We start from the raw sequence: 20,199 nt of genomic DNA, 5'->3' as shown, positions 1-20,199 counted from the left end.
CCGGTCTGTCGATTTGGGCAAGGGCGTATCGCGTCGCACAAAACCCTTCAAGCGGAGATTGCGGGCGGGCAGGATGCAAATCGGTTGAAGGTGGCGCCTGTCCTTCTCCCCTTTATCCGGCCGAGGCCATGCCGACGGGCGCGGGCTGGCGCAGGGCAAGCCGCCCCGCGACGAAATCCTTGACCTGGCGCACCGCCTGCTCGCGCGTAACGCTGCCGGGCTGTAGGCCGAGCCTGAGCCACAGCCCGTCGATCAATGCGGTGACGCCGAGCACGATCTCCTCGGCCAGTTCCGGCGAAGCGAGGCCGCGCAGGCCGGACAACAGGTTCGAGCGCATGCGCGCATGGATGACCTTCTGGATGCGCGCCAGCTTCTCGTCGCGCGGCACCTCGGCGCAGAGCGACAGCCAGGCGTGGCAGAGCGGTGGCAGGAACAGGTGCTCCTCGAAATTGCCCTCGATCACCGCGTCGAGCCGTTCCATCGACGTCCGCGCCCGCCGGAGCCGGGCGATCACCGCAAAGCATAGCACGGCGTTGGCCTCGCGCATGGCGTGCTCGAACAGTTCCTGCTTGTTGCGAAAATAATGCAGCACGATGCCTTTCGAGGCACCGGCCTGGGCCGCGACCTTTTCCAGCGTCGCGCCGGCAATGCCTTCGCGTTCCAGAACGGCGAAAGCCGCCTGCCGCAGCTCCTTGCGGCGTATGTCGCTGAGACGCGTGAGTTTCACCGGACCGATCCATGCATGGCGAATCCATGTTGACATTTTCGCCCGCCCAGATCAATCATTGACCAATGGGACAATAATATGACCAGTTGGTCAAGATAATCGACATGAGGAGAACCGGAATGTTGCGCATGCTTGCGAATGGCGTCTGCGTCGCGGCTTTGATGCTGGCTTCCCAGGCGGCCCGAGCCGCCGAAGCCGAGGGCTGCAAAGCGGTCCGCATGGCGGAGCCCGGCTGGAACGATCTCGCCTTCACCACGGGCGTGGCCAAGGTCCTGCTCCAGGCGCTCGGCTACGAGCCGCAGAGCGAGGTGCTCGGCATCAACGTCATATACGAGGGCATGAAGAACAAGGACCTCGACCTGTTCCTCGGCTACTGGGATCCGGCGATGGTCACCTACTACGAGCCCTACAAGAAGGACGGCTCGATCGAGAATGTGCGCGTCAATCTGGTCGGCGCCAAATACACCTTCGCCGTGCCGACCTATGTCTGGGACGCCGGCGTCAAGGACCTGTCGGACCTGCACAAATTCGCCGACAAGTTCGGCAAGAAAATGTACGGCATCGAGCCCGGTTCCAACCAGCTGATGATGGACGCCATCGCGGATCCCAAGTTCGGCCTCGACGGCTGGCAGGTGGTCGAGTCGAGTGAAGCCGGCATGCTCTCGGAGGTCGGCTACGAGATCAAGGAGAAGCAGTTCATCGTCTTCCAGGGCTGGGCGCCGCACCCGATGAACATGATGTACGACTTCAAGTACCTGACCGGAGGCGACAAGTTCTTCGGCCCGAATTTTGGAGCCGCGACGGTGACGACGCAGGTGCGCAAGGGTTACCTGCAGGAATGCCCGAATGTCGCGCAGTTCCTCAAGAACCTCACCTTCGACATCGACATGGAGAATGTCGGTATGGGCTACCTAATCAATGACGGCATGAAGCCGGAGGACGGGGCGCTGAAGTCGATCGCTTTGCACAAGGATTGCCTCGATGCCTGGCTCGCAGGCGTCACCACCTTCGACGGCAAGCCCGGCCTTGCCGCGGTCAAGGAAAAGCTCGGGCTGTGAGGCCGACGCCATCGGACTTTCGGGCGCAGGAGGTCGAGCAGACCGCCTGGGCCGGCCGCAAGCGGATCGTCGATGTCGATGGCCTCGACCTTGCCTATGTCGAGATCCCCGGTTCGGAGCCGCCGCTTGTCCTTGTGCATGGCTTCACCGACACCAGCCGCAGCTTCTCGCTGCTGGCGCCGCATCTCTCCGGTCGCCGGCTGATCATGCCGGACCTGCGCGGCCATGGCGCCTCGCAGGCGGGCGAGGGCTACGGCGTAGCCGATTTCGCCGGCGGCATCGCCGGGCTGATCCGGCGCCTGCGGCTCGACCGGCCGGTCGTCGTCGGCCATTCGCTGGGCGGCATGGTGTCGATCGTGCTGGCCGCGCGGCATCCGGAGCTGATCGGCGGGCTGGTGATCGTGGCCAGCGCGCTGAAGCCCGATTTCGCACGAGATCACCAGCTGACCGATGGCGTCGCCGCGTTGCGCGATCCGATCTCGCCGGGCGATCCCTTCTTTGAGTGGTGGCACGCCTGCCAGCCGGGCGTGCCGCGGGCTTTTCTCGCCGGCCTCGCGAAGGACGCCTCCGCGATCCCAGCGGCGCGCTGGCGCGCCATTCTCGAAGAAGTCGGCCGCACCGACCTGACCGCCGCGGCCCGCGCCGTGCAGGTCCCGGCGCTGATCATCGCCGGCGGGCGCGATCCGCTTTTCGGCGCGGCGCACCAGCAGGCGCTGGCCCAAGCGCTGGCCGGATCGCGTCTGGTGTGGGCGCAGGATTGCGGGCACAACCCGCATTGGGAAGATCCGGCCTCTGTCGCCGAGGCGATAGCCGGCATGTTGCCTGCGGGGTGACTATCGCAACAGCGATCGGGCGGTAGGCGTCAGGCGCAACGTTTCTGCCGGTTTTGTGGCGACAGCTTGCAGCGTTTCGCGGATCGCCAGCCATTCCAGCGAAGCGGCGAGGGCGGCCTGATGGCCGGCATGGGTACCGCCATCATTGAAACTGGTGACGGTGATGAAGACGTTTTCAGCGGCGCGCACCGGCAAACGCGGGAACGTGTTTTCGGCATGCTCGCTGATGAAGGCGCCGAGCAACCGTGCGCCGTTAGCCACGAGTTGCGGAACCGCTTCCGCCTGGAAGCGCTCGGCAAAGCCGGCCTCAACGCCTGGCCGCAAATGATGAATCGAAATCTCAACAAAGCCAGGCAAGCGGCTCCCGCCGTTTATATTTTCGGTCTCGTCGGCTGCCGGGCGCCGCAACCCTGACAGGTCGAACCCTGCGCCCTGCCATGCCGGCTTCAGCAACAGCACGTCGTCGGAATCGATCATCGTCGCATTGGCGGCATCGCGATGCGCTGCCCAGACCGGCCCGTCATAAAAGGCGCTCAGCGCGTCCTTTCTCGCCGTCATGTCGTCGAAACCACGCAGCCAGACGAACATGTCGGGGCGGTCGAGGTCGCGGAACTGGCCGATGACGGTCATGCCCGTCGCCTCCTGCGTTTCGACGAGCTCGCGATCGAACAGCGCGATCAGCGTTTCGCGTTTGCCGGGCTTCAGCGTGTATTGCCGCAGTTCCACCACGGGCGAGGCAAGGCGAGAAGATCGGTTCATGATCGGAATCTCAAAACAGGGTGATTGTCCTGTTTTATAAACAGACCGGTTGTCCTGTTTTGTCAATCTGATATCGTGATGCAATGTCAGGAGAGATTGCAGCGCAGTCGCGCGCGATGCGCACAAAGCGCACCAATGACCCGGAAGGCATGCGCCGCCGCGTGCTCGACGTGGCGGAAGACTCCTTCCAGGCGCGCGGCTATCACGGCTCGAGCCTCGGCGATCTGATGGCGGCGGCCGGCGTCACCGGCGGCGCGCTGCACCACCATTTCCCGACCAAGAAGGCGCTTGCGCTGGCGGTGATCGAGGAACGGGTGGCGGCCGCGGTCCAGGAGACCTGGATCGAGCCGGTGCTGGCGGCATCCACGGCCCGCGAAGGCGTGCGGGCCGTGTTTATGGCGGTGGCTGCGGAGCTTGAGCAACAGGGCTATGTGCGCGGCTGTCCGCTCAACAACCTCGCGCATGAATTGTCGCTGGCCGACGATGAATTCCGCCTGGCGCTCGCCAGTGTCTTCGCCGATTGGCGGCGGGCGATCGCCGACAAGATCCGGGCCGACCAGATGAGCGGCGGGGAGGGCGGGACCGATCCCGACCGCTTTGCCGCACTCACGGTTGCGGTTTATTCCGGCGCCATGTCGATGGCCAAGACGGCGCAGGATGCGGGCGCGTTGAGGGACTGTTTGAGGGAATTAGAGAGCATTCAGCCATCGCCAGGCCGACTGACGGGGAAGCGACGCCGTAGGGTATTGCTGCGATCGACAATTCTGGAAAGTTAGCGGGACAGCACCCCGCTCTGTCCAGCAGGACAGGGGGTGTGAAGGATCGCCTTCGCCTGAGAACCGAAGAAAGCCAGCCTCACTCCGCCAGCGGCTTGATAGTCTCGAACCCCACCTCGCTCTGCGCGCTCGTTCCTTCATCGTAGCGCCGTGCCAGCACCGCTTGCAGGTCCGGCGAATAGAGCGCGGTGAAGCTGTCGATGACCGCGCCGGAATCGCCGGTGATCGTTTCGCCGACCACGAGTACATTGTATTTGCAGTCCCCGAGCTTGTAGGTGTCCTTGCCCTTGACGGTAAGCGCCAGCGTTTCGGTGCTCTTCGGCGGCTTTTTCGAAGATAGCCGCGCGAATTCGGTCTTGCTCTTGGCGCCCGCCTTCAGCGGGAACAGCTTTTTGATGTCGCCGAGCGGGATCATCGACAGCCGCCCGGTGTCGCTGTCGCGGAACACCTCGATCAGCCCGGCATAGAGATATTGCGTCTGCGGCGAATCCGACTGGTATTTGTTGGTGACCGCGACCATGCCGCCGGGCGCCGGCCGGAACTCGCTGCGGATGCCGGCCTTTTCGAGCACGAAGCCGGCCTTTGCGGATTTGGCGTCGACGCAAGTTGCGGCCTGCGCTGTGCCGGCAAAGGCGAGCATGGCGAGCGCCATGCCGGTCGTCGGATTTTTCATGCCTTCCTCCCCTGGATGCATGCTCCAAAGCAATGACAGACCCCCGCCGCGCTGTCGACCCAAGAGCTTTTCTTGAACTGGACGACGCGGTTCGAGGATGTTTAATCAAGTGACGATGGATCGCTCTTCGCCAGCTACCGTTTCGCGCCGCATCCTCATCGCCAAGATGGGATGTCTCGCTGCGGCCGGCGTCTTCCCGCGCGTGGCCTTCGGCCAGACCGGAAAGCGCATCCAGCCGATCGACGCCACCTTCCTCTTCATCGCCGATATCCATGCCTGCCGCATGGCGAGCGGCCTAAGCCCGCATTGCGAGCAGGAAGGTAAGACCGATGCAGCACTTCTGCGCAACGTGGCGGCGCTGAACGCCATTGCCGACAAGAAGTGGCCGGCCGAGATCAACGGCGTTGCCACCGGCCTGCATTCGGCCGGCATCCGTATCGGCACGCCGCTCGGCCTCGTTACCGGCGGCGACATCACCGACGATGGTGGCGGCCAGGTCACCGAGCCCAGCGAAGGCACGCAGCTTTTGCAGTTCTCCCAGCGCTATCAGGAAGGCGTCGGACCAGGCCGCGTCCATATTCCCGTCTATGTCGGGCTCGGCAACCACGATCTCGACCAGAACGGCTCGCCGCCGCATGTCGACTGGTATCGCCGCGAACTGCGCGACTATGTCGAGGTCAATCATCGCCCCGGCGTGTTCTTCAAGCCGCCAGTGCCGGCGACCAATTACGACGTCGACACCGACTGCTATTCCTGGGATTGGGGCGGCCTGCATCTCGTCCAGATGCACCGCTTCGCCGGCGACATCGGCCATGGCGCGCCGAGCAGCCTGCCCTGGCTCAAGCAGGACCTCGCCACCTATGCCGGCGACGGCCGGCCGGTCGTCCTGTTCCAGCACTATGGCTGGGACACTTTCTCGATCGAACGCTGGGATCCGGTGAAACGCACATTTGACGATGATGGAACCGGCCGCCCGCATTGGTGGGGCGAGGCCGACCGCCAGGCGCTGCTGGCGGCGATCAAGGGCTACAATGTCATTGCCGTTTTCCATGGCCACCAGCATGAAGTGCCGATGATTTACCAGCGCGACGGGCTCGATCTGGTCAAGCCGAAGGCGGCTTATATGGGCGGTTTCGCGTTGGCGCGGGTCACGGCCGACAACATGGACGTGGTGCTGGGCGAAGCGGCCGGGGACCACGGCGAGATCGTTTTCACCAACGCCTTCACCAAACAATTCCAGACATGAAGAGGCCGCCTCGCGGCGGGTTCCCGCCCGAGGTGATCTCCTGCGGGCGCGGTTGCATCGGGCAACGCAATCCGGTTAGGGTTCGCCGCGGCTGCGGGCGAACGCAGCCGGGGGGAACCGGGTTTGCGTCTTCGTGTGGCCTTTGTCGCAGTGCTGATGGCCGTCGCCGGCTGCGTCGCCGACGACGTCGGGCCGATCAACGTGCTGACCAAGGAAGCCGGCCATCCGTCGCCCACCTACATTCCTGATCCCGCCGATGACGGCTCCACCGTCGTAGGCTTGGCATTCTCCGGCGGCGGCACGCGGGCGGCTGCTTTCTCCTACGGCGTGTTGCGGGCGCTGGACGACGTCGTCATCGACGAACGGCCGAAACGCCGAACCCTGGTCGACGACATCAGGATGATTTCCGGCGCCTCCGGCGGCGCCATCGCTGCCGCTTATTTCGGCTACAAGGGCAGGGATGGCTACCAGGATTTCCGTGAACGCTTCCTCACCCAGAACGCGGAGGCCGACCTCAGGACATCGCTCTCGCCGGTCAACTTCATCCGCGCCTACTATGGCGGCGTCAACGACCGCAGCGGTTTCGCCAGATGGCTGAACGACCATCTCTTCGACGGCGCGACATTCAAGGCCTTGCATCGGCCGAAGGGGCCGATCGTATGGATCAACGCCTCCGACATCTACAACCGCACGCCGTTCCTCTTCACCTTCGACACCTTCGCCGCCCTGTGCAGCGACCTCGACAAGGTGCGGATTGCCGACGCGGTCGCGGCATCGGCCGCCGTGCCGATCGTCTTCGCGCCGATCGTGGTCTCGGCGACCAGTCCCCATTGTGGTTACCGCAGGCCGCAATGGCTGAGTGAGGCGCTTGACGACCGCAATGCCTCGCTGCGGCTCAAGGCCTATGCAAGCGCGCTCGATTCCTATCAGAACGCCGACCCGCTCGATTACGTGAAGCTGCTCGACGGCGGCCTGACCGACAATATCGGCGTCACCGGCTTCACGCTTGAGCGCTCCGCCGCGGGCACGCCTTACGGGCCGCTGTCGCCGTCGGCCGCGGTCCGCCTGACGACACTGATCTTCATCGTCGCCGACGCCGGGAGCGACAGCGATGTGAGCTGGGCGAAGTCCCTGCACGGGCCAAAGGCTGCCGAGCTCCTCGACGCCGCGACCAGCACCACGCTTGCCGCCTCGGTGCGCGACGAATTCGATGCGCTGACGCTCGCCGTCTCGCAATGGAAGGGCGAGCTGGTGCGCTTTCGCTGCGGCCTGCCGGCCTCGACCGTCTCCGCCTATCGCGGTTCGGCCGGCGGCTGGAACTGCCGTGATGTCCGCCTTGTGGTCCAGCACCTGTCCTTCGCCGATGTCGACCTGGCGATGCAGGCGAAGCTCAACGACATCCCGACCAGGCTGAGGCTGCCGGTCGAGCAGGTCGACCTCCTGATTGGCGCCGGGCGCAAGGCGCTCGAGGTCAATTCCGACATACAGGCGGCCATCGCCGCGATCCGGGCCCGCGCCGGTGTCAGGTCCGCGACGATCGCAACGGCTCAGGCGGATTGAAAATCCTCGAGGAGACTCCTTTGGCGGAATTCACGCTTCACATCGGCAACAAGTGCTTTTCCTCATGGTCGCTGCGGCCATGGATGGCGATGAAGCAGCTGGAAATCCCTTTCGAGGAGGGCTTCGTGCGGCTGCGCACGCCCCAGACCGCCGCCAACCTTGCCAAGGTTTCGCCGACCGGCCTGGTGCCGGTGTTGAATCACCAGCCGCTGAAGGGAAGGGGCAGGATCGTCTGGGAAACTCTTGCCATCCTTGAATATCTGGCCGACCTTTTTCCCGAAAAGAAACTTTGGCCGCAAGATCTCGGCGCCCGCGCTCTGGCGCGCTCGGTGGCGACCGAGATGCATTCCGGTTTCCGCGAGGTCCGTTACGGCTGGCCGATGAACCTGCGCCGACCAAAATCCCACAAGCCGCTCGATGCCGAGGGCGAGGCGCAGCGGGCGAGGATCGAAGCGATCTGGCGCCAGTGCCGCGAGCAATACGGTGAGGGCGGCCCGTTCCTGTTCGGTCATTTCACCGCGGCCGACGCCATGTACGCGCCGGTGGTCACGCGCTTCGACACTTATGGCGGTGAACTGGCGCCCGTCACCCGCGCTTATGTCGATGCGGTGTTGGCGACTGCCGCGATGCGGCACTGGTATGCGGAAGCCGCCAAGGAGCCCTGGCCGGAACCAGGGCCCCACGAGCAGGACTGAAGCTCGGCCGGAGGTAGGACTCCGAAATCGCGTCAACTGCTCTGATGGCGGGCCTTCAAGCTTTGGCCGCGCGGCCTATGTGAAGCAGCGGGCGGGCATCTGGAGATTGCTTATGACATCCGCAAATTCACCACTCACAGGCAAGATCGCCCTCGTCACCGGCGCTTCGTCCGGCATCGGCGAGGCAACTGCCGCAGCGCTTGCCGCAGCCGGCGTGAAGGTGGCGGTGGCCGCTCGTCGCGCCGATCGCCTCGAAGCGCTGGTCGGCCGCATCGAGAAGGCAGGCGGCACCGCGCTTGCCATTGAAGCCGACATCGCCAAGGCCGCCGACGTTGTCGCGATGGTCGACAAGGTCGTATCGCAATGGGGGCGGCTCGATATCCTCGTCAACAATGCCGGCGTCATGCTGCTTGCCCCCGCGGCCGAAGCCAGTCTCGACGACTGGCGGCAAATGATCGAGCTCAACCTGATCGGCCTGATGGCGACCACCAAGGCGGCCCTGCCGCACCTGAAGGCTTCAAGGGGTCATATCGTCAACGTCTCTTCGGTGGCCGGCCGCGTCGCCAACCCGGGTGCCAGCGGCTACGCGGCAACCAAGTTCGGCGTCGTCGCCTTCTCGGAGTCGCTGCGACGCGAGGTCTATGCAGACAAGGTGCGCGTCACCGTCATCGAGCCGGGCCTGGTGCGCACCGAGCTCGGTGATCACATCACCAACGCGGAATTCAAGGCCGGGCTGGAACACCGTCTTGCCACTATGGAGGCGCTGACCGCGGAGGACATCGCGAACGCCATTTTCTATGCCGTCAGCCAGCCTCCGCGCGTCAACGTCAACGAGATCCTTATCCGTCCAACCGACCAGGAACGTTGAGCCACCAAGAACACCTCGGGCGCCGTTAGAGCAGAATTGACGGGCGCCGCAACGAGGCTGGCGCCAGGGCGCTCACCGACGGCGATCCGACCGTTCGCTCGGGGTTGGGCTTCCGCTATGAGATCCTGCCGATGATGACTGCTGTGATGTGAGCCGACGCGCCGGCGCAGGCAAGCAGACGCCCCTCGCACTTTTTATCGCGCGGGGGGCGCTCGTCGGAGCTTTTCAACGATGGTCATTGAATCGCTTCCGACACTCGCCAAATGCGAGAGCGCCGAAAATGGTTCCAACTTTTTTCGCTATTTTTTGCCGTTCACCAGGATAGCCGTTCGGCGACCGCAGGAAAGTGCCGGAACCGGCCACGGCCTGGCGTCGTAGGACGAGCCGCAGATATCTGCCACTGCCAGCTCGAAGGATGTTGATGGGCAAGCGAGCGTTCCGGGCCGCGGCCTTTCGGCGCTTGCGGGCAAGCGACCACCAAACGAGAAATTTGACAGGCGATCAAAAGAAATCTACAAGAAACATGTCGATATTTGTTTGACCGGCTCTTGTTATCCGCGCGCAACGCGCTTTTGACGAAATTCCTCCATCAAAAATCGAGACAAAACGCTGTCGTGCGGTCGCATGATGGCGAATGCATATTTGCCATGGAAAGGTTCATTATGAGCACTGGCACAGTAAAATGGTTCAACGCCACCAAGGGCTTTGGTTTTATTCAGCCTGATGATGGCTCGGCCGACGTTTTCGTCCATATTTCTGCCGTCGAGCGCGCCGGAATGCGCGACATCGTCGAAGGCCAGAAGCTTGGCTACGAGATGGTCCGCGACAAGAAGTCGGGCAAGATGTCCGCCGACCAGTTGACGGCGGCCTGACGGAATTCAGCCTTCCCGGTGACCACGGATGTACTGGCACCGGTGGATGGCGACAGGAAGGTCAGGCAATTGCCTGGCCTTTTCGTTTCCGGGCAGCGAATTGTGCGCCGCAGGACGACCGGGATGTGCTAAGCACCTCTCGACAGCAAACCGAATGCTCCGGACAGGAGAAGATTTTGTCCCACACTTCGAAGACACAGGGCGACCAGGCTGAATCGCTTTTCAGCAGGACCCGGACCCAGTCGATGTCGCTCAACCGCATCATCTCCGAACAGGATGCAGCCAGCCAGGCCCGCGAGGCCAAGACCGCGCGGCTGCGTGAGCTGCGCCTGGAAAAGGAAGCCGAGGACAGGGTGGCAGCCGCCGCCCTTGCCGCCTTGCCGAAGCGCGCGGGCAAACGCTGATGGCCACCAAGCGGGTGCCGCAAACGCCGATCGCCGCCGATGCGACCATCGCCGATATGGTCGAGGTTTTGGACAAGCCCGTCGAATATGTCCGGCGCGTGCTGGAAAAACTGGAACGCTGCAAGCGCGTCCATGGGGGTGCCCAGGTGCGGGTCGGCGTGCGCGGCCGCGCCGAGGCCCCGAACTATCTGATCGAATATGTGCGCGAAGACGCCAAAACGCGCGAGCGGGTGACGTATCAGGACGCCGCCTATAGCGGCAGCACGCATCGCGAGCTGGCGCCGCACCACATCGAGGCGGCGAGGAACTGGTCGCCCGAGGAGATGAACATAACGGCGGTTTCGGCGCTCATCGGCCGCCTGCGCAATCCGCGCGCGCCGTCGTCGCGGTTTTCCGACGAGGACTGACATGGCCATTAAATTCTCCGCCAAGGACCAGCCGGCGGCACCGGCTGCCACGACCAAGCCGGCCAAGCCGGCACCAAAACCGGATGCGCCTGTCGAGGCTGCGACCGATCTGTTCAAGTCGCCGGCCGAAGCGCCGGCGCGCAAGACCAAGAAGAAGTAGCGCCCTTGCCGCAGGACGCCGGTCGTACAGCCATTCAGCCCGGGCTGCTCGGCCCGACCGGCCAGGCCTTTGTGTCCGCCGATGAGGATGCCGGCGCGGTCGCAGTCTTCGACTGCCAGAGCTGTGGCGCTTGCTGTTCCTATTCGGCTGACTGGCCACGCTTTTCGACAGAGAACGACGAGCAGCTCGACCTCATTCCGCACAAACATGTCGCCGCCGATCTGTCAGGCATGCGCTGCGAAGGTGTGCGCTGTTCCGCACTTTCCGGCGAGGTGGGCAAGCACACGGCCTGCGGCATCTATGAGCTTCGTCCCGACGTCTGTCGCGCCTGCATGCCTGGCGGCGACGACTGCCTGATGGCGCGCAAGGCGCACGGGCTACCGGTGTAGCTTCCGCCGCGGCTTGTGCGACCGCCGACAGCTCTGTACGTTCCGCGCGGGCGGGGCCGCGGAGGAAACCCATGAGCATCGAATTCCTGTTGACGTCGCTGATTATCGTGGCTTCGCCTGGCACCGGCGTCCTCTATACGCTGAGCGCCGGCCTCTCGCGCGGCGCGCGCGCCGCAATCGTCGCCGCATTCGCCTGCACGCTGGGCATCATTCCGCATATGGCGGCCGCCATCACCGGCCTTGCCGCGGTGCTGCACACAAGTGCCGTCGCCTTCGAGACGCTAAAATATCTCGGTGTCGCCTATCTGCTCTACATGGCCTGGAACACGCTGAAGAAGAAGGGCGGCCTGAATATTGACGAGAACGCCGTGCCGCGCTCGACCGCAAGGACCATCACCTCGGGCGTTCTGATCAACATCCTGAACCCGAAACTGTCGATCTTCTTCTTTGCCTTCCTGCCGCAATTCGTCAGCACCAACGAGCCGCATGCGCTGCCCAAGATGCTGGAGCTCTCCGGCGTCTTCATGCTGATGACCTTCGTCGTCTTCGCGGTCTATGGCGTGTTCGCGGCCTCGGTGCGCAGCCATATCGTGTCGCGGCCGAAAGTGCTGACCTGGATGCGCCGAACCTTCGCCGGCGCCTTCGTCATGCTCGGCGCCAAGCTGGCGCTGGCGGATCGCTAATGCATGTCGCCCAGAAAGTGGGCTGCGGTTCTGGGACAACGACATGCATCAGCGCGACGCGCTTTAACAGCCGGTCAGCCCCCGGTTTCGGAAGTCTCGTCGCTTTCGGAGCCGGACGCGACCCGGACGCCCAACCGCCAGGCCGAAGGCGGGACGCCGATCATATTCTTGAAGGCGCGGCTGAACGCCGCTTCGGATTCGTAGCCTATTTCCGCCGCGATATTGGCGATGTTGCTGTTGCCGGCGCTGAGCAGTTCCGAGGCAATCTGCATACGCCATTTGGCGAGATAGTGCATCGGCGGCATTCCAACGATCTTGGTGAAGCGCTCAGCCAGAACGGTCCGCGACAACGCGGACTCCTTCGCCAGCGTCTCCACCGTCCAGTTATGCGCGGGCCGGTCGTGGATCAGCGCCAGCGCCTTGCTCAGATGCGGATCGCGCAGGCCCGCCAGCCAGCCGGTCTGTTGCGGCGGCAGCGATTCCACGTAGCGGCGCAGCACATCCACGAACATCAGTTCGCTGAGCTTGGTGAGCACCGTCTCGCTGCCGGCCCGCTTCTCGGCCACTTCTGAGACCGCCAACTTGATGAACTGGCCAAGCCAGCCGCCATCGCCCTTCACGTCTCCGGCCTTGATGACGGGCGGCAGCGCTTCGAGCAGCGGATTGAAGGGCAGGGCATTGCAGGCGAGATAGCCGCAGACCAGCCTGACCGAGCGCGAGCCGCCGCCTGCGCAGTTGATGTAGAACGGCATTCGACCGGCGGTCGCAATGTCGAGCACGTCGGCCGTGGGCGGGTCGGCGCGCAGGTCCGGATGGCTCGACATGATGTGCGGATCGCTTCTGGTGAAGACCACGACTTCGCCAGCTTCCATCGGGATCGCCTCGTCGCCAACAATCCGGGCGAAGCAGCGGCCGGCCGTTACCACATGGTAGGAAATCAGGTGATCCGCGCCGGGAAGTACCCGGGGCAATATCGAGGATGGCGCGGGCGAGCGGACGGCCCACGGGTCGTGGCCTTCGATGTCGAAAAACGTCGCGCCGGTGAGGCGCACCGTTTTCAAAAGATCAGACAGAGCGTCTCCGGCCATCCCACCCATTTCCCGCAAGTCGCGCGGCAATCCGGCGCGACATCCCTTTCGAGTTCCGGACGCGGTGTCAAGTAAGGCGGACGCCCCGTCATTCCGTTCGTCGCCGGAAGCTTTAAACCCCGCCGGCACTGTGCGGTGCCATCTCAGACCGGTGCCGAGCACAGTCGAACCGAACGTGGATAAGGATGAGAGTCATGACGGTACATAAGGGCGGGTGTTTTTGCGGCGCCGTGGAAATCGAAGTCCATGGAACAGCCGAGGCAATGGGTTACTGCCATTGCAGTTCCTGCCGTTCGTGGTCGGCGTCTCCGGTGAACGCCTTCACGCTGTGGAAGCCTGGGAACGTCAAGGTCACCAAAGGCGCGGAGTTTCTCTCCGGCTTCAAGAAATCCGCGATGAGCGATCGCCAGTTCTGCACCAAATGCGGCGGGCATCTGATGACGGATCATCCGCCGCTCGGACTGGTCGACGTCTACGCGGCGACGATACCGACTGTGGAATTCACGCCTGGGGTCCACGTCAACTACGCCGAGACGGTCCTGCCGATGAGAGACGGGCTGCCGAAGCTGAAGGATTTTCCCGCCGAGCTCGGTGGCTCCGGCGTCAGCGTGCCGGAGTAAGGCCGGACCGATGGCACACGATTTGAAGCAACCGCAATTTTTGACAGGAGAACAGCAATGGATATCGCGACATTTCGCGCCGCGCAGGAGCCGATCAAGGATATTTGTCGCAAGGACGCGCGGGCCGCGCTTCTTACCTTGAAGGCCAAGGGCAGCGCCGACGACTCACATGTGAGCTGCAAGGTCGAAACCGGACGCGGCCTTGCCCTGGCGGGCATCCATCCCAAGGCTGGCGGCAGCGGGCAGGAGCTTTGTTCCGGCGACATGCTGCTGGAGGCGCTGATCGCCTGCGCCGGCGTTTCGATGCGGGCGGCCGCGGCCGTGCTTGAGATTCCGATCAAGTCGGCGGAAATCTCCGCCGAGGGCGACGTCGATCTTCGCGGCACGCTTGGCGTCACCGAAGGCGTGCCGGTCGGCTTCAAGGAAATCCGCCTGCGCTTCGACATCGAGACGGATGTGGAACAGAGCCGGCTGACCCAACTGCTCGAGCTCACAGACCGCTACTGCGTGATCTTCCAGACGATCCAGCGCAGTCCCAAGACCTTCGTGAAACTCAACAGGGTGGTCTCTTAATCGCGATTTGCCCGGAACCCCATACCCTGGCGGATAGGATTCCGGGCTGGGCCTGAGCGCGGCTTTTTCGTGCCAGGCCCTATCCTTTGACGTAGCCCATCGCCTCGACGATCTTGCCGTCTGAGACGCGCATCAGGTTGACGCCGCGCAGCGAATTGCCGTCGGACATCCAGAAGCGCCAGCGGATCGTCGCGCGGTCGCCGGCGACGAAGGTTTCTTCGATGTCGAAGCGCGTGCCGGGTGCCGTGGCGATTCCCGACCATAGCTCGACGCAGGCGGCCTTGCCGGTGCGGCGGGCGCCGTCCGGGGCCGGCGTGGTGTTCTCGATCACGCAGCCTTCGGCGACCAGATCGTCCAGGGCGGAGGGGTCATGGCGCTGAAAGACATCGTTGTAACGCCGCATGATCTCGGCGGTTTCGGCGGAGCGTTTTGCCGTGGCGATGTCTATGATGCGTTCCAGGGTCATCGGATTTCCTCCTTCCGTTTCATTGATCCGCAAGGTTCGCCTTGAGCGTGATGGTTGCGACGCCGGCCAGCGCCCTCGACACGAGGCAGGCCGCCTTGGCTTTCTGCGCCAGCCGCTCGAAATCCTCGGCCGAAATGCCGGCGGCGCTGACCTCCGTTTCGAGCTCGATGCGGGTGATCGTCGGTCCGGCTGTGGTGGCGCCGAGATGCACTTTCGCGATCGTATGGATGCTGTTGGCCGTGTGGCCTTCGCCGCCGAGTATGGCGGTGAGCGCCATCGAGAAGCAGCCGGCATGCGCGGCCGCGATCAGTTCTTCCGGATTGGTGCCGGGACCGTTCTCGAAACGAGAGGGGAACGAGTAGGCGCCCTCGAACACGCCGCTGCCCAGCCGCAGCCGGCCGGATCCTTCCTTAAGCGTGCCCTGCCATTGGGCCGAAGCTTCGCGAATTGTCATGGTTGATCTCCTTTCTGGTTTCTCGAGAAATGCGGGTGGTCACACGCCCTCGATGACGACCTTCCCGAAGACGTCGCCCTCTTGGAAATACCGGTACGCCTCACGCGCCCCGGCGAACGGAAAGACCTTGTCGATGACCGGCCTCAGCCGATGCGTGGCAACAGCGGCAAGCATTGCCTCAAGCCCGTTGCGGCTGCCGACAAAGAGGCGGCCGATGGTGACGAGGCTGCGCTGATAGACGGCCCCTGGGATCTCCACCGACCCGCCGTTCTTGTCCTGCACGGTCAAAAGCACGATGCGCCCGTAAAGCGCGCTGGCGATCAGCGACTGCGCGAAGGTCGCCGGGCCGCCGGTTTCGACGACCAGGTCGATCCCGCCGGTTGCTTCGCGCACCGTCATGCCCCATTCCGGCGTCTCGGTGGCGGCGATCACGAGGTCGGCGCCGAGCGCCCGCAAGCGGTCAGCCTTCTCGGCACGCGAGGTGACGGCCGCTACGCGGCAGCCCATGAGCTTCGCGAACTGCAAGGCGAAAAGCGCGACACCGCCTGAACCGATCACGAGAACCCATTGCCCCGGCTTTGGAATCTCGGCGCCTGTCAGCGCGCTCCAGGCGGTCAGCCCGGCGCAGGTGAAAGTCGCGGCTTCCTGCCAGGAGAGATGGTCGGGCAGCCGCACGGCCCATTGCTCGTCGAGCAGAGCGTATTCGCCGAGCATGCCGTCCAGCGTGCAGCCCAATTGGTCGACGATGCCCGCATGCATGCGGCCGTCGATCCAGCGCGCAAAATAACTGCCAGTGACGCGGTCGCCGACGGCAAAGCGCGTGACGCCTTCGCCGATCGCCGCCACTTCGCCGGCGCCGTCGCTCAGCGGCACGATGCCGGCGCGCGGCGTCAGCGGATAGGTGCCGTCGAGGATCATCGTGTCGCGGCGGTTGAGCGAGGTGGCTCGCACCCGCACCAGGATCTGATGCGGGCCGGGTTGCGGCATCGTTTCTTCCCGCATCGCCAGAGCGCCGATGCCGTTGCCTTGTTCGTCCAGCCTGTAGCGCAGCATTGTCGCCTCCAAAATATGTAGACCGATTTACATATTATGTAGACCGATTGTCATATTTGGGGCAAGCCCTATAATGCGCGTTCCTGACAGAGGCTGACATGGCGACAGACACACGCACCCGCATGATCGAGGCAACGGCGCTGCTTATCCGGCGGCGCGGCTATCACGGCACGTCGCTGAGCGACATCCTGAGCGCCAGCGGCGCGCCGCGCGGCTCGCTCTATTTCCATTTCCCGGGCGGGAAGGACCAGTTGGTCGTCGAGGTGACGCGCGCCAGCGTCGCCGATGTGACCGAGCGGCTCGGCGCGGCCCTGGCGGCGGAGAGCGATCCCGCTGTTGCCGTACACCACATCTACCAGTCGGTCGCACGCATGCTGGAGGAGAACGAATTCTCGCTCGGCTGCCCGGTTGCGCCGGTGGTGCTCGATGCGCCGAACGATGTTCCGGACCTGGTTGAAATCTGCCGGTCGGCCTTCGAGCAGTGGATCGGACTGCTGCGGCAGGCATTCATGCGCGCCGGGGTCCCCGAGCGGCGCGCACAGGCGCTGGCGCTCCTGGTGGAATCCTCGCTCGAAGGCCTGATGGTGATCGCCCGCGCCACCCGCGATCGCACGCCGGTCGCTGCCGTGGCCGATGAGGTGGCGGCGCTTATCGAGCAGGCGGTGCTCGCCGGCAAGGTGGCTGAGCGCCATGTGACAGCCTGAGAGGCAGGGCCGGCCCGGGTTCCTGGCGATAATTCAAGGGCTCGAAAGAGCTTGTGCGTGCGTCTGTCCATTATCGGTTTGGCTTGCCAAGCCAACTCGTTCGAGGCCATGGGACTGCGGCGATCCTCGGCAAGGACGTACAAGCTTCAATTCACCGCGACGGCAACTTCGTGTTTTTCGTCAACCCGTTGGCCTCGAGGAATTGGCGAACCGACGGGGTCGCGTTGTGCTGTCGCCACGCCAGCCAGTAGTCGACCGTATGCCTCCACCACGGCAGTGACCGCAGGACCACGCCCGGATTTTCAACCCGAGAAACACTGGCCGGCGCGAACCCCCGCCCGACGCCTGCCTCCACAAGTCCGAGCAGCGCTGAGAGTTGCGCAACTTCATAGCGAATGTCCGGCTGGAATCCGGCCCTGGCGCATTGCTGCAGGAAGCGATTGCGCCAATCCGCATTGCCCTCTCTGGGAAGCGCAACCCAGGGACTTGCCTCGAGATCCTTCGGCGCAATCGTCGGGCGTGAAGCCAGGAGGTCCTCGCTAGATAGAACAAGCCGCATGTTATCCGACCGGAGCTTTAAACTGACGATGCCCTCAGGGCGCTGGCGGGGTGTGTAGACGATCGCGATGTCAAGCTGGTTATTCGCAAGCGCCTTGAGCTGTGTTTCTGTGCCGGCAGCGACGAGATCGACGACAAGTCCGGGACAATGGGTCCGAAGATTTCGTAGATGGGCACTGAGTACCCCAGCCTGCATCGCACCATCAACGTAACCCACGCGGATGTGCCCGCTTTCACCGGTCGAGAGCGCACGTGCATAGCGCATGAAACCATCCGCCTTAGCGACAACGGCTCTTGCCTCCCCTGCCATGGTCACGCCAACCGGTGTCAGGGCGATCCGCTGTCGTTCACGCACGAACAGTTGGACTCCAAGCTCCGCCTCCAGTTCGCGTATCGCACGACTTAGAGGTGGCTGAGAAATGTGCAGCTGTTGCGCCGCGCGGGTGACGTGGCCAAACTCGGCGACCGCTAGGAAATAGCGCAGGTGGCGAAGTTCCATCTCATACCCACCGAGTATCATCCAATCCAAAATCAGTCTTTGATTGTATCAGTCGCAGGTGCGATCTTCCACCAACAACCGATCTCAGATGAGGCGTTCGATGAAGGCGGTGGTGTTTGACAAGCCCGGAGCGGCTGAAGATGTGCTCAAGTACCGGGAAGTGCCTTTTCCCACATGCGGTCCACGACAGGTTGTGGTGCGCGTCACGGCCCGCGTTATCCAGCCGGCCGACTGGCTGTTCGTCGCCGGCGAATATTCGACAAAGCCATCTTATCCGCAGGTCGCCGGCTTCGATGCGGCCGGAATTGTCGAAGCAGTCGGTGCGGACGTGTCTGGATCGGAGGTAGGGCGGCACGTTGCATTCCGAGCCCCGGGGGCCTGGGCCGAGTTTGCGTCCGTGCCGGTTGAACGGGTCTATCCGGTGCCGACTGAAGCTAGCGACCGGCTGTCCGACGAGGTCGTATGCCAGTTCCCGCTCAATCCGCTGACCGCGTGGGGTCTGGTGGATCTGGCCATGCTCGAGCCTGGAGAGCGGGTCCTGCTGACCGCAGCGCGGTCCGTCGTCGCCGCAGTGATCGACCAGCTGGCCCGAGCACGAGGGGCGATCGTCGAACGACTCTATCGGGACGAGGGGGGCTATGAGCTGCGCGACTCGGAAAACCGGGCACTAGGCACCGGCGGCAGCGTCGCCGATGCGCTTGCGGAGGCCACACCCTATAACCTGATCTTCGATCCAGTAGGTGGACCCGACACGCTGGCCCTTATCGCGCGCGCAGCCCCAGGCGCGGCCCTGTTTTCCTACGGCGTTCTCGACGATCGACCGTTGGAAATCAAGGCGTCGACCCTGCTTTACAAGGCATTGCGCTGGCAGGGCTTCGCCCTAAGCGTCTGGCAAAATAAGGCGAGTCCGGAAACGCTGGCGGCAGCCGCGAAGGACTGTTGGTCCCTCCTTTCCCGGCACCCGGAAAAGCTGCCTGTTGTTGCCCGATATGGCCTCGAGGACTTCGCCACGGCGTTGGCGCACGCGCGAGCGAGCACCGGCAAAGGCAAGGTCGTGCTCATCTGATACTGCGACTAAACCGGAGAGCCAGCACTCGCCTGTTGGCGCCTAGCCGTCCAGTGTGCCGCGGCTATTGGTAAGGACCGCAGCGGTGCAGAAGGCCTTGCCCCCCTTTAGAGGCTGACTGCCGCTCGCCAAACAAAAAAGGGCGGCATCGCTGCCGCCCTCCTCATTCGCGATGGGTTGGACTTCTTAGAAATCCATGCCGCCCATGCCGCCCATGCCGCCGCCGCCCATGCCGCCAGGCATGCCGCCGCCAGCCGACTCCTTCTTCGGAGCCTCCGCGATCATGGCTTCGGTGGTGACCAGCAGGCCGGCGACCGAGGCCGCGTCCTGGAGGGCCGTGCGCACGACCTTGACCGGATCGACGATACCCATGGCGATCATGTCGCCATACTCGCCGGTCTGGGCGTTGTAGCCGAAGGTCGCGCCCTTGTTCTCGAGGATCTTGCCGGCAACGATCGAAGCTTCTGCACCTGCGTTCGAAGCGATCTGGCGGGCCGGAGCCTGCAGCGCGCGGCGAACGATGTTGATGCCGGCAGCCTGGTCGGCATTGACGCCGGTGACCTTGATGTTGGCCGAAGCGCGCAGCAGGGCGACGCCGCCGCCTGCGACGATGCCTTCTTCGACGGCCGCGCGGGTCGCGTTCAGAGCGTCGTCAACGCGGTCCTTCTTTTCCTTGACTTCCACTTCGGTCGCACCGCCGACGCGGATCACGGCAACGCCGCCGGCGAGCTTCGCCAGACGTTCCTGCAGCTTCTCCTTGTCGTAGTCCGAGGTGGTTTCCTCGATCTGCTGCTTGATCTGGGCGACGCGGCCCTGGATCTCGGCCTTCTTGCCGGCGCCGTCGACGATGGTGGTGTTCTCCTTGGAGATCGACACCTTCTTGGCACGGCCGAGCATGTTGAGGCCGACATTCTCGAGCTTGATGCCGAGGTCTTCCGAGATGACCTGGCCACCGGTGAGGATGGCGATGTCTTCCAGCATGGCCTTGCGGCGATCACCGAAGCCCGG

At 64.0% G+C, this 20,199-nt stretch carries 26 protein-coding genes; 17 read left to right on the top strand and 9 right to left on the bottom strand.

Features of this window, described 5'->3' with window-relative positions; genetic code table 11:
- Nucleotides 1–112: 112 nt before the first annotated feature.
- A complete protein-coding gene (gene betI, locus YU3_RS0131345) occupies nt 113–763 on the bottom strand; it encodes a transcriptional regulator BetI (protein ID WP_027169901.1) in 651 nt (216 codons plus the stop codon).
- Between the two features lie 83 nt (nt 764–846).
- Here betI and choX point away from each other — a divergent pair, with 83 nt between their 5' ends.
- Both choX and YU3_RS37900 read left to right on the top strand, forming a co-directional pair.
- Nucleotides 847–1,785, top strand: coding sequence for a choline ABC transporter substrate-binding protein (gene choX, locus YU3_RS0131340; protein ID WP_027169900.1), 939 nt, complete (start codon nt 847–849; stop codon nt 1,783–1,785).
- Nucleotides 1,782–2,618 (top strand): alpha/beta hydrolase, encoded by an 837-nt coding sequence (locus YU3_RS37900; RefSeq protein ID WP_036259979.1) that lies wholly within the window; start codon nt 1,782–1,784, stop codon nt 2,616–2,618. Before choX ends, YU3_RS37900 begins: the two co-directional genes overlap by 4 nt.
- Here YU3_RS37900 and YU3_RS0131330 read toward each other — a convergent pair whose 3' ends face one another.
- Nucleotides 2,619–3,503 carry an NIPSNAP family protein gene (locus YU3_RS0131330; RefSeq protein ID WP_348631199.1) on the bottom strand — a complete coding sequence of 295 codons (885 nt, stop codon included), beginning with the start codon at nt 3,501–3,503 and terminating at the stop codon, nt 2,619–2,621. It abuts the gene before it with no gap.
- A 23-nt stretch (nt 3,504–3,526) separates the two neighbouring features.
- Between YU3_RS0131330 and YU3_RS0131325 the strand changes: the two genes are divergently transcribed.
- Entirely contained in the window at nt 3,527–4,153 is a 627-nt protein-coding gene (locus YU3_RS0131325; RefSeq protein WP_051334169.1) for a TetR/AcrR family transcriptional regulator, read from the top strand.
- Between the two features lie 79 nt (nt 4,154–4,232).
- Here YU3_RS0131325 and YU3_RS0131320 read toward each other — a convergent pair whose 3' ends face one another.
- Entirely contained in the window at nt 4,233–4,826 is a 594-nt protein-coding gene (locus YU3_RS0131320; protein ID WP_027169897.1) for a hypothetical protein, read from the bottom strand.
- 115 nt (nt 4,827–4,941) lie between these two features.
- Between YU3_RS0131320 and YU3_RS0131315 the strand changes: the two genes are divergently transcribed.
- From YU3_RS0131315 to YU3_RS0131265, 10 genes are all read left to right on the top strand, one after another.
- Nucleotides 4,942–6,072: a metallophosphoesterase gene (locus YU3_RS0131315; protein WP_036259976.1), complete on the top strand. Its 1,131-nt coding sequence runs from the start codon at nt 4,942–4,944 to the stop codon at nt 6,070–6,072.
- 156 nt (nt 6,073–6,228) lie between these two features.
- The gene (locus YU3_RS0131310; protein WP_051334168.1) at nt 6,229–7,632 is read left to right on the top strand and encodes a patatin-like phospholipase family protein; all 1,404 of its coding nucleotides are present in this window, start codon (nt 6,229–6,231) and stop codon (nt 7,630–7,632) included.
- 20 nt (nt 7,633–7,652) lie between these two features.
- Entirely contained in the window at nt 7,653–8,327 is a 675-nt protein-coding gene (locus YU3_RS0131305; protein ID WP_027169894.1) for a glutathione S-transferase family protein, read from the top strand.
- Between the two features lie 112 nt (nt 8,328–8,439).
- Nucleotides 8,440–9,195, top strand: coding sequence for an SDR family NAD(P)-dependent oxidoreductase (locus YU3_RS0131300; protein ID WP_027169893.1), 756 nt, complete (start codon nt 8,440–8,442; stop codon nt 9,193–9,195).
- 662 nt (nt 9,196–9,857) lie between these two features.
- Nucleotides 9,858–10,067, top strand: a complete 210-nt coding sequence (locus tag YU3_RS0131290) for a cold-shock protein (protein WP_027169892.1) — start codon at nt 9,858–9,860, stop codon at nt 10,065–10,067.
- Nucleotides 10,068–10,243: 176 nt separating this feature from the next.
- Nucleotides 10,244–10,471 carry a hypothetical protein gene (locus tag YU3_RS0131285; protein ID WP_027169891.1) on the top strand — a complete coding sequence of 76 codons (228 nt, stop codon included), beginning with the start codon at nt 10,244–10,246 and terminating at the stop codon, nt 10,469–10,471.
- Nucleotides 10,471–10,878 (top strand): hypothetical protein, encoded by a 408-nt coding sequence (locus tag YU3_RS0131280; protein ID WP_027169890.1) that lies wholly within the window; start codon nt 10,471–10,473, stop codon nt 10,876–10,878. The genes YU3_RS0131285 and YU3_RS0131280 overlap by 1 nt, the downstream gene beginning before the upstream one ends.
- A gap of 1 nt (nt 10,879) precedes the next feature.
- Entirely contained in the window at nt 10,880–11,038 is a 159-nt protein-coding gene (locus YU3_RS41420) for a hypothetical protein (protein WP_198021753.1), read from the top strand.
- 71 nt (nt 11,039–11,109) lie between these two features.
- Nucleotides 11,110–11,427 carry a YkgJ family cysteine cluster protein gene (locus tag YU3_RS0131270; RefSeq protein WP_051334167.1) on the top strand — a complete coding sequence of 106 codons (318 nt, stop codon included), beginning with the start codon at nt 11,110–11,112 and terminating at the stop codon, nt 11,425–11,427.
- A gap of 71 nt (nt 11,428–11,498) precedes the next feature.
- Nucleotides 11,499–12,110, top strand: coding sequence for a LysE family translocator (locus tag YU3_RS0131265; RefSeq protein ID WP_027169888.1), 612 nt, complete (start codon nt 11,499–11,501; stop codon nt 12,108–12,110).
- Nucleotides 12,111–12,184: 74 nt separating this feature from the next.
- On the opposite strand, the gene YU3_RS0131260 is transcribed toward YU3_RS0131265, so the two are convergent.
- The gene (locus tag YU3_RS0131260) at nt 12,185–13,360 is read right to left on the bottom strand and encodes an AraC family transcriptional regulator (RefSeq protein WP_156913661.1); all 1,176 of its coding nucleotides are present in this window, start codon (nt 13,358–13,360) and stop codon (nt 12,185–12,187) included.
- A 32-nt stretch (nt 13,361–13,392) separates the two neighbouring features.
- Between YU3_RS0131260 and YU3_RS0131255 the strand changes: the two genes are divergently transcribed.
- Together YU3_RS0131255 and YU3_RS0131250 are read left to right on the top strand one after the other, a co-directional pair.
- Nucleotides 13,393–13,818: a GFA family protein gene (locus tag YU3_RS0131255; protein ID WP_027169886.1), complete on the top strand. Its 426-nt coding sequence runs from the start codon at nt 13,393–13,395 to the stop codon at nt 13,816–13,818.
- 57 nt (nt 13,819–13,875) lie between these two features.
- Nucleotides 13,876–14,391 carry an OsmC family protein gene (locus YU3_RS0131250; RefSeq protein WP_027169885.1) on the top strand — a complete coding sequence of 172 codons (516 nt, stop codon included), beginning with the start codon at nt 13,876–13,878 and terminating at the stop codon, nt 14,389–14,391.
- Between the two features lie 79 nt (nt 14,392–14,470).
- Here YU3_RS0131250 and YU3_RS0131245 read toward each other — a convergent pair whose 3' ends face one another.
- Genes YU3_RS0131245 through YU3_RS0131235 form a run of 3 tightly spaced genes read right to left on the bottom strand, consistent with a single transcriptional unit; the run spans nt 14,471 to nt 16,364 of the window.
- On the bottom strand, nt 14,471–14,857 hold the full coding sequence (locus tag YU3_RS0131245; RefSeq protein WP_027169884.1) for a nuclear transport factor 2 family protein: 387 nt from the start codon (nt 14,855–14,857) through the stop codon (nt 14,471–14,473).
- A gap of 19 nt (nt 14,858–14,876) precedes the next feature.
- On the bottom strand, nt 14,877–15,311 hold the full coding sequence (locus YU3_RS0131240) for an OsmC family protein (RefSeq protein ID WP_027169883.1): 435 nt from the start codon (nt 15,309–15,311) through the stop codon (nt 14,877–14,879).
- 39 nt (nt 15,312–15,350) lie between these two features.
- Entirely contained in the window at nt 15,351–16,364 is a 1,014-nt protein-coding gene (locus YU3_RS0131235; RefSeq protein WP_027169882.1) for an NAD(P)-dependent alcohol dehydrogenase, read from the bottom strand.
- Nucleotides 16,365–16,462: 98 nt separating this feature from the next.
- Here YU3_RS0131235 and YU3_RS0131230 point away from each other — a divergent pair, with 98 nt between their 5' ends.
- Nucleotides 16,463–17,068, top strand: coding sequence for a TetR/AcrR family transcriptional regulator (locus YU3_RS0131230; protein ID WP_027169881.1), 606 nt, complete (start codon nt 16,463–16,465; stop codon nt 17,066–17,068).
- Between the two features lie 151 nt (nt 17,069–17,219).
- Here the strand turns inward: YU3_RS0131230 and YU3_RS37895 are convergent, their stop codons facing one another.
- Nucleotides 17,220–18,125, bottom strand: coding sequence for a LysR substrate-binding domain-containing protein (locus tag YU3_RS37895; RefSeq protein ID WP_198021752.1), 906 nt, complete (start codon nt 18,123–18,125; stop codon nt 17,220–17,222).
- Between the two features lie 100 nt (nt 18,126–18,225).
- On the opposite strand from YU3_RS37895, the gene YU3_RS38845 reads away from it, so the two are divergent.
- Nucleotides 18,226–19,191 (top strand): alcohol dehydrogenase catalytic domain-containing protein, encoded by a 966-nt coding sequence (locus YU3_RS38845; protein ID WP_051334161.1) that lies wholly within the window; start codon nt 18,226–18,228, stop codon nt 19,189–19,191.
- Nucleotides 19,192–19,377: 186 nt separating this feature from the next.
- On the opposite strand, the gene groEL is transcribed toward YU3_RS38845, so the two are convergent.
- A partial coding sequence (gene groEL / locus YU3_RS0131215) for a chaperonin GroEL (protein ID WP_027169880.1) occupies nt 19,378–20,199 on the bottom strand: 822 nt, incomplete at its 5' end.

It is taken from the genome of Mesorhizobium sp. WSM3224, assembly GCF_000427725.1.
GTDB lineage: Bacteria > Pseudomonadota > Alphaproteobacteria > Rhizobiales > Rhizobiaceae > Mesorhizobium.
This window is presented reverse-complemented; position numbering and strand designations above follow the sequence as displayed.

What these genes read in the sequence shown, in the direction of transcription:
- betI (WP_027169901.1), bottom strand. Translation starts at nt 763, where the DNA reads ATGTCAACATGGATTCGCCATGCATGGATCGGTCCGGTGAAACTCACG.
- choX (WP_027169900.1), top strand. Translation starts at nt 847, where the DNA reads ATGTTGCGCATGCTTGCGAATGGCGTCTGCGTCGCGGCTTTGATGCTG.
- YU3_RS0131325 (WP_051334169.1), top strand. Translation starts at nt 3,527, where the DNA reads ATGCGCCGCCGCGTGCTCGACGTGGCGGAAGACTCCTTCCAGGCGCGC.
- YU3_RS0131320 (WP_027169897.1), bottom strand. Translation starts at nt 4,826, where the DNA reads ATGAAAAATCCGACGACCGGCATGGCGCTCGCCATGCTCGCCTTTGCC.
- YU3_RS0131315 (WP_036259976.1), top strand. Translation starts at nt 4,942, where the DNA reads ATGGATCGCTCTTCGCCAGCTACCGTTTCGCGCCGCATCCTCATCGCC.
- YU3_RS0131310 (WP_051334168.1), top strand. Translation starts at nt 6,229, where the DNA reads ATGGCCGTCGCCGGCTGCGTCGCCGACGACGTCGGGCCGATCAACGTG.
- YU3_RS0131300 (WP_027169893.1), top strand. Translation starts at nt 8,440, where the DNA reads ATGACATCCGCAAATTCACCACTCACAGGCAAGATCGCCCTCGTCACC.
- YU3_RS0131290 (WP_027169892.1), top strand. Translation starts at nt 9,858, where the DNA reads ATGAGCACTGGCACAGTAAAATGGTTCAACGCCACCAAGGGCTTTGGT.
- YU3_RS0131280 (WP_027169890.1), top strand. Translation starts at nt 10,471, where the DNA reads ATGGCCACCAAGCGGGTGCCGCAAACGCCGATCGCCGCCGATGCGACC.
- YU3_RS41420 (WP_198021753.1), top strand. Translation starts at nt 10,880, where the DNA reads ATGGCCATTAAATTCTCCGCCAAGGACCAGCCGGCGGCACCGGCTGCC.
- YU3_RS0131265 (WP_027169888.1), top strand. Translation starts at nt 11,499, where the DNA reads ATGAGCATCGAATTCCTGTTGACGTCGCTGATTATCGTGGCTTCGCCT.
- YU3_RS0131255 (WP_027169886.1), top strand. Translation starts at nt 13,393, where the DNA reads ATGACGGTACATAAGGGCGGGTGTTTTTGCGGCGCCGTGGAAATCGAA.
- YU3_RS0131250 (WP_027169885.1), top strand. Translation starts at nt 13,876, where the DNA reads ATGGATATCGCGACATTTCGCGCCGCGCAGGAGCCGATCAAGGATATT.
- YU3_RS0131245 (WP_027169884.1), bottom strand. Translation starts at nt 14,857, where the DNA reads ATGACCCTGGAACGCATCATAGACATCGCCACGGCAAAACGCTCCGCC.
- YU3_RS0131240 (WP_027169883.1), bottom strand. Translation starts at nt 15,311, where the DNA reads ATGACAATTCGCGAAGCTTCGGCCCAATGGCAGGGCACGCTTAAGGAA.
- YU3_RS0131235 (WP_027169882.1), bottom strand. Translation starts at nt 16,364, where the DNA reads ATGCTGCGCTACAGGCTGGACGAACAAGGCAACGGCATCGGCGCTCTG.
- YU3_RS0131230 (WP_027169881.1), top strand. Translation starts at nt 16,463, where the DNA reads ATGGCGACAGACACACGCACCCGCATGATCGAGGCAACGGCGCTGCTT.
- YU3_RS37895 (WP_198021752.1), bottom strand. Translation starts at nt 18,125, where the DNA reads ATGGAACTTCGCCACCTGCGCTATTTCCTAGCGGTCGCCGAGTTTGGC.
- YU3_RS38845 (WP_051334161.1), top strand. Translation starts at nt 18,226, where the DNA reads ATGAAGGCGGTGGTGTTTGACAAGCCCGGAGCGGCTGAAGATGTGCTC.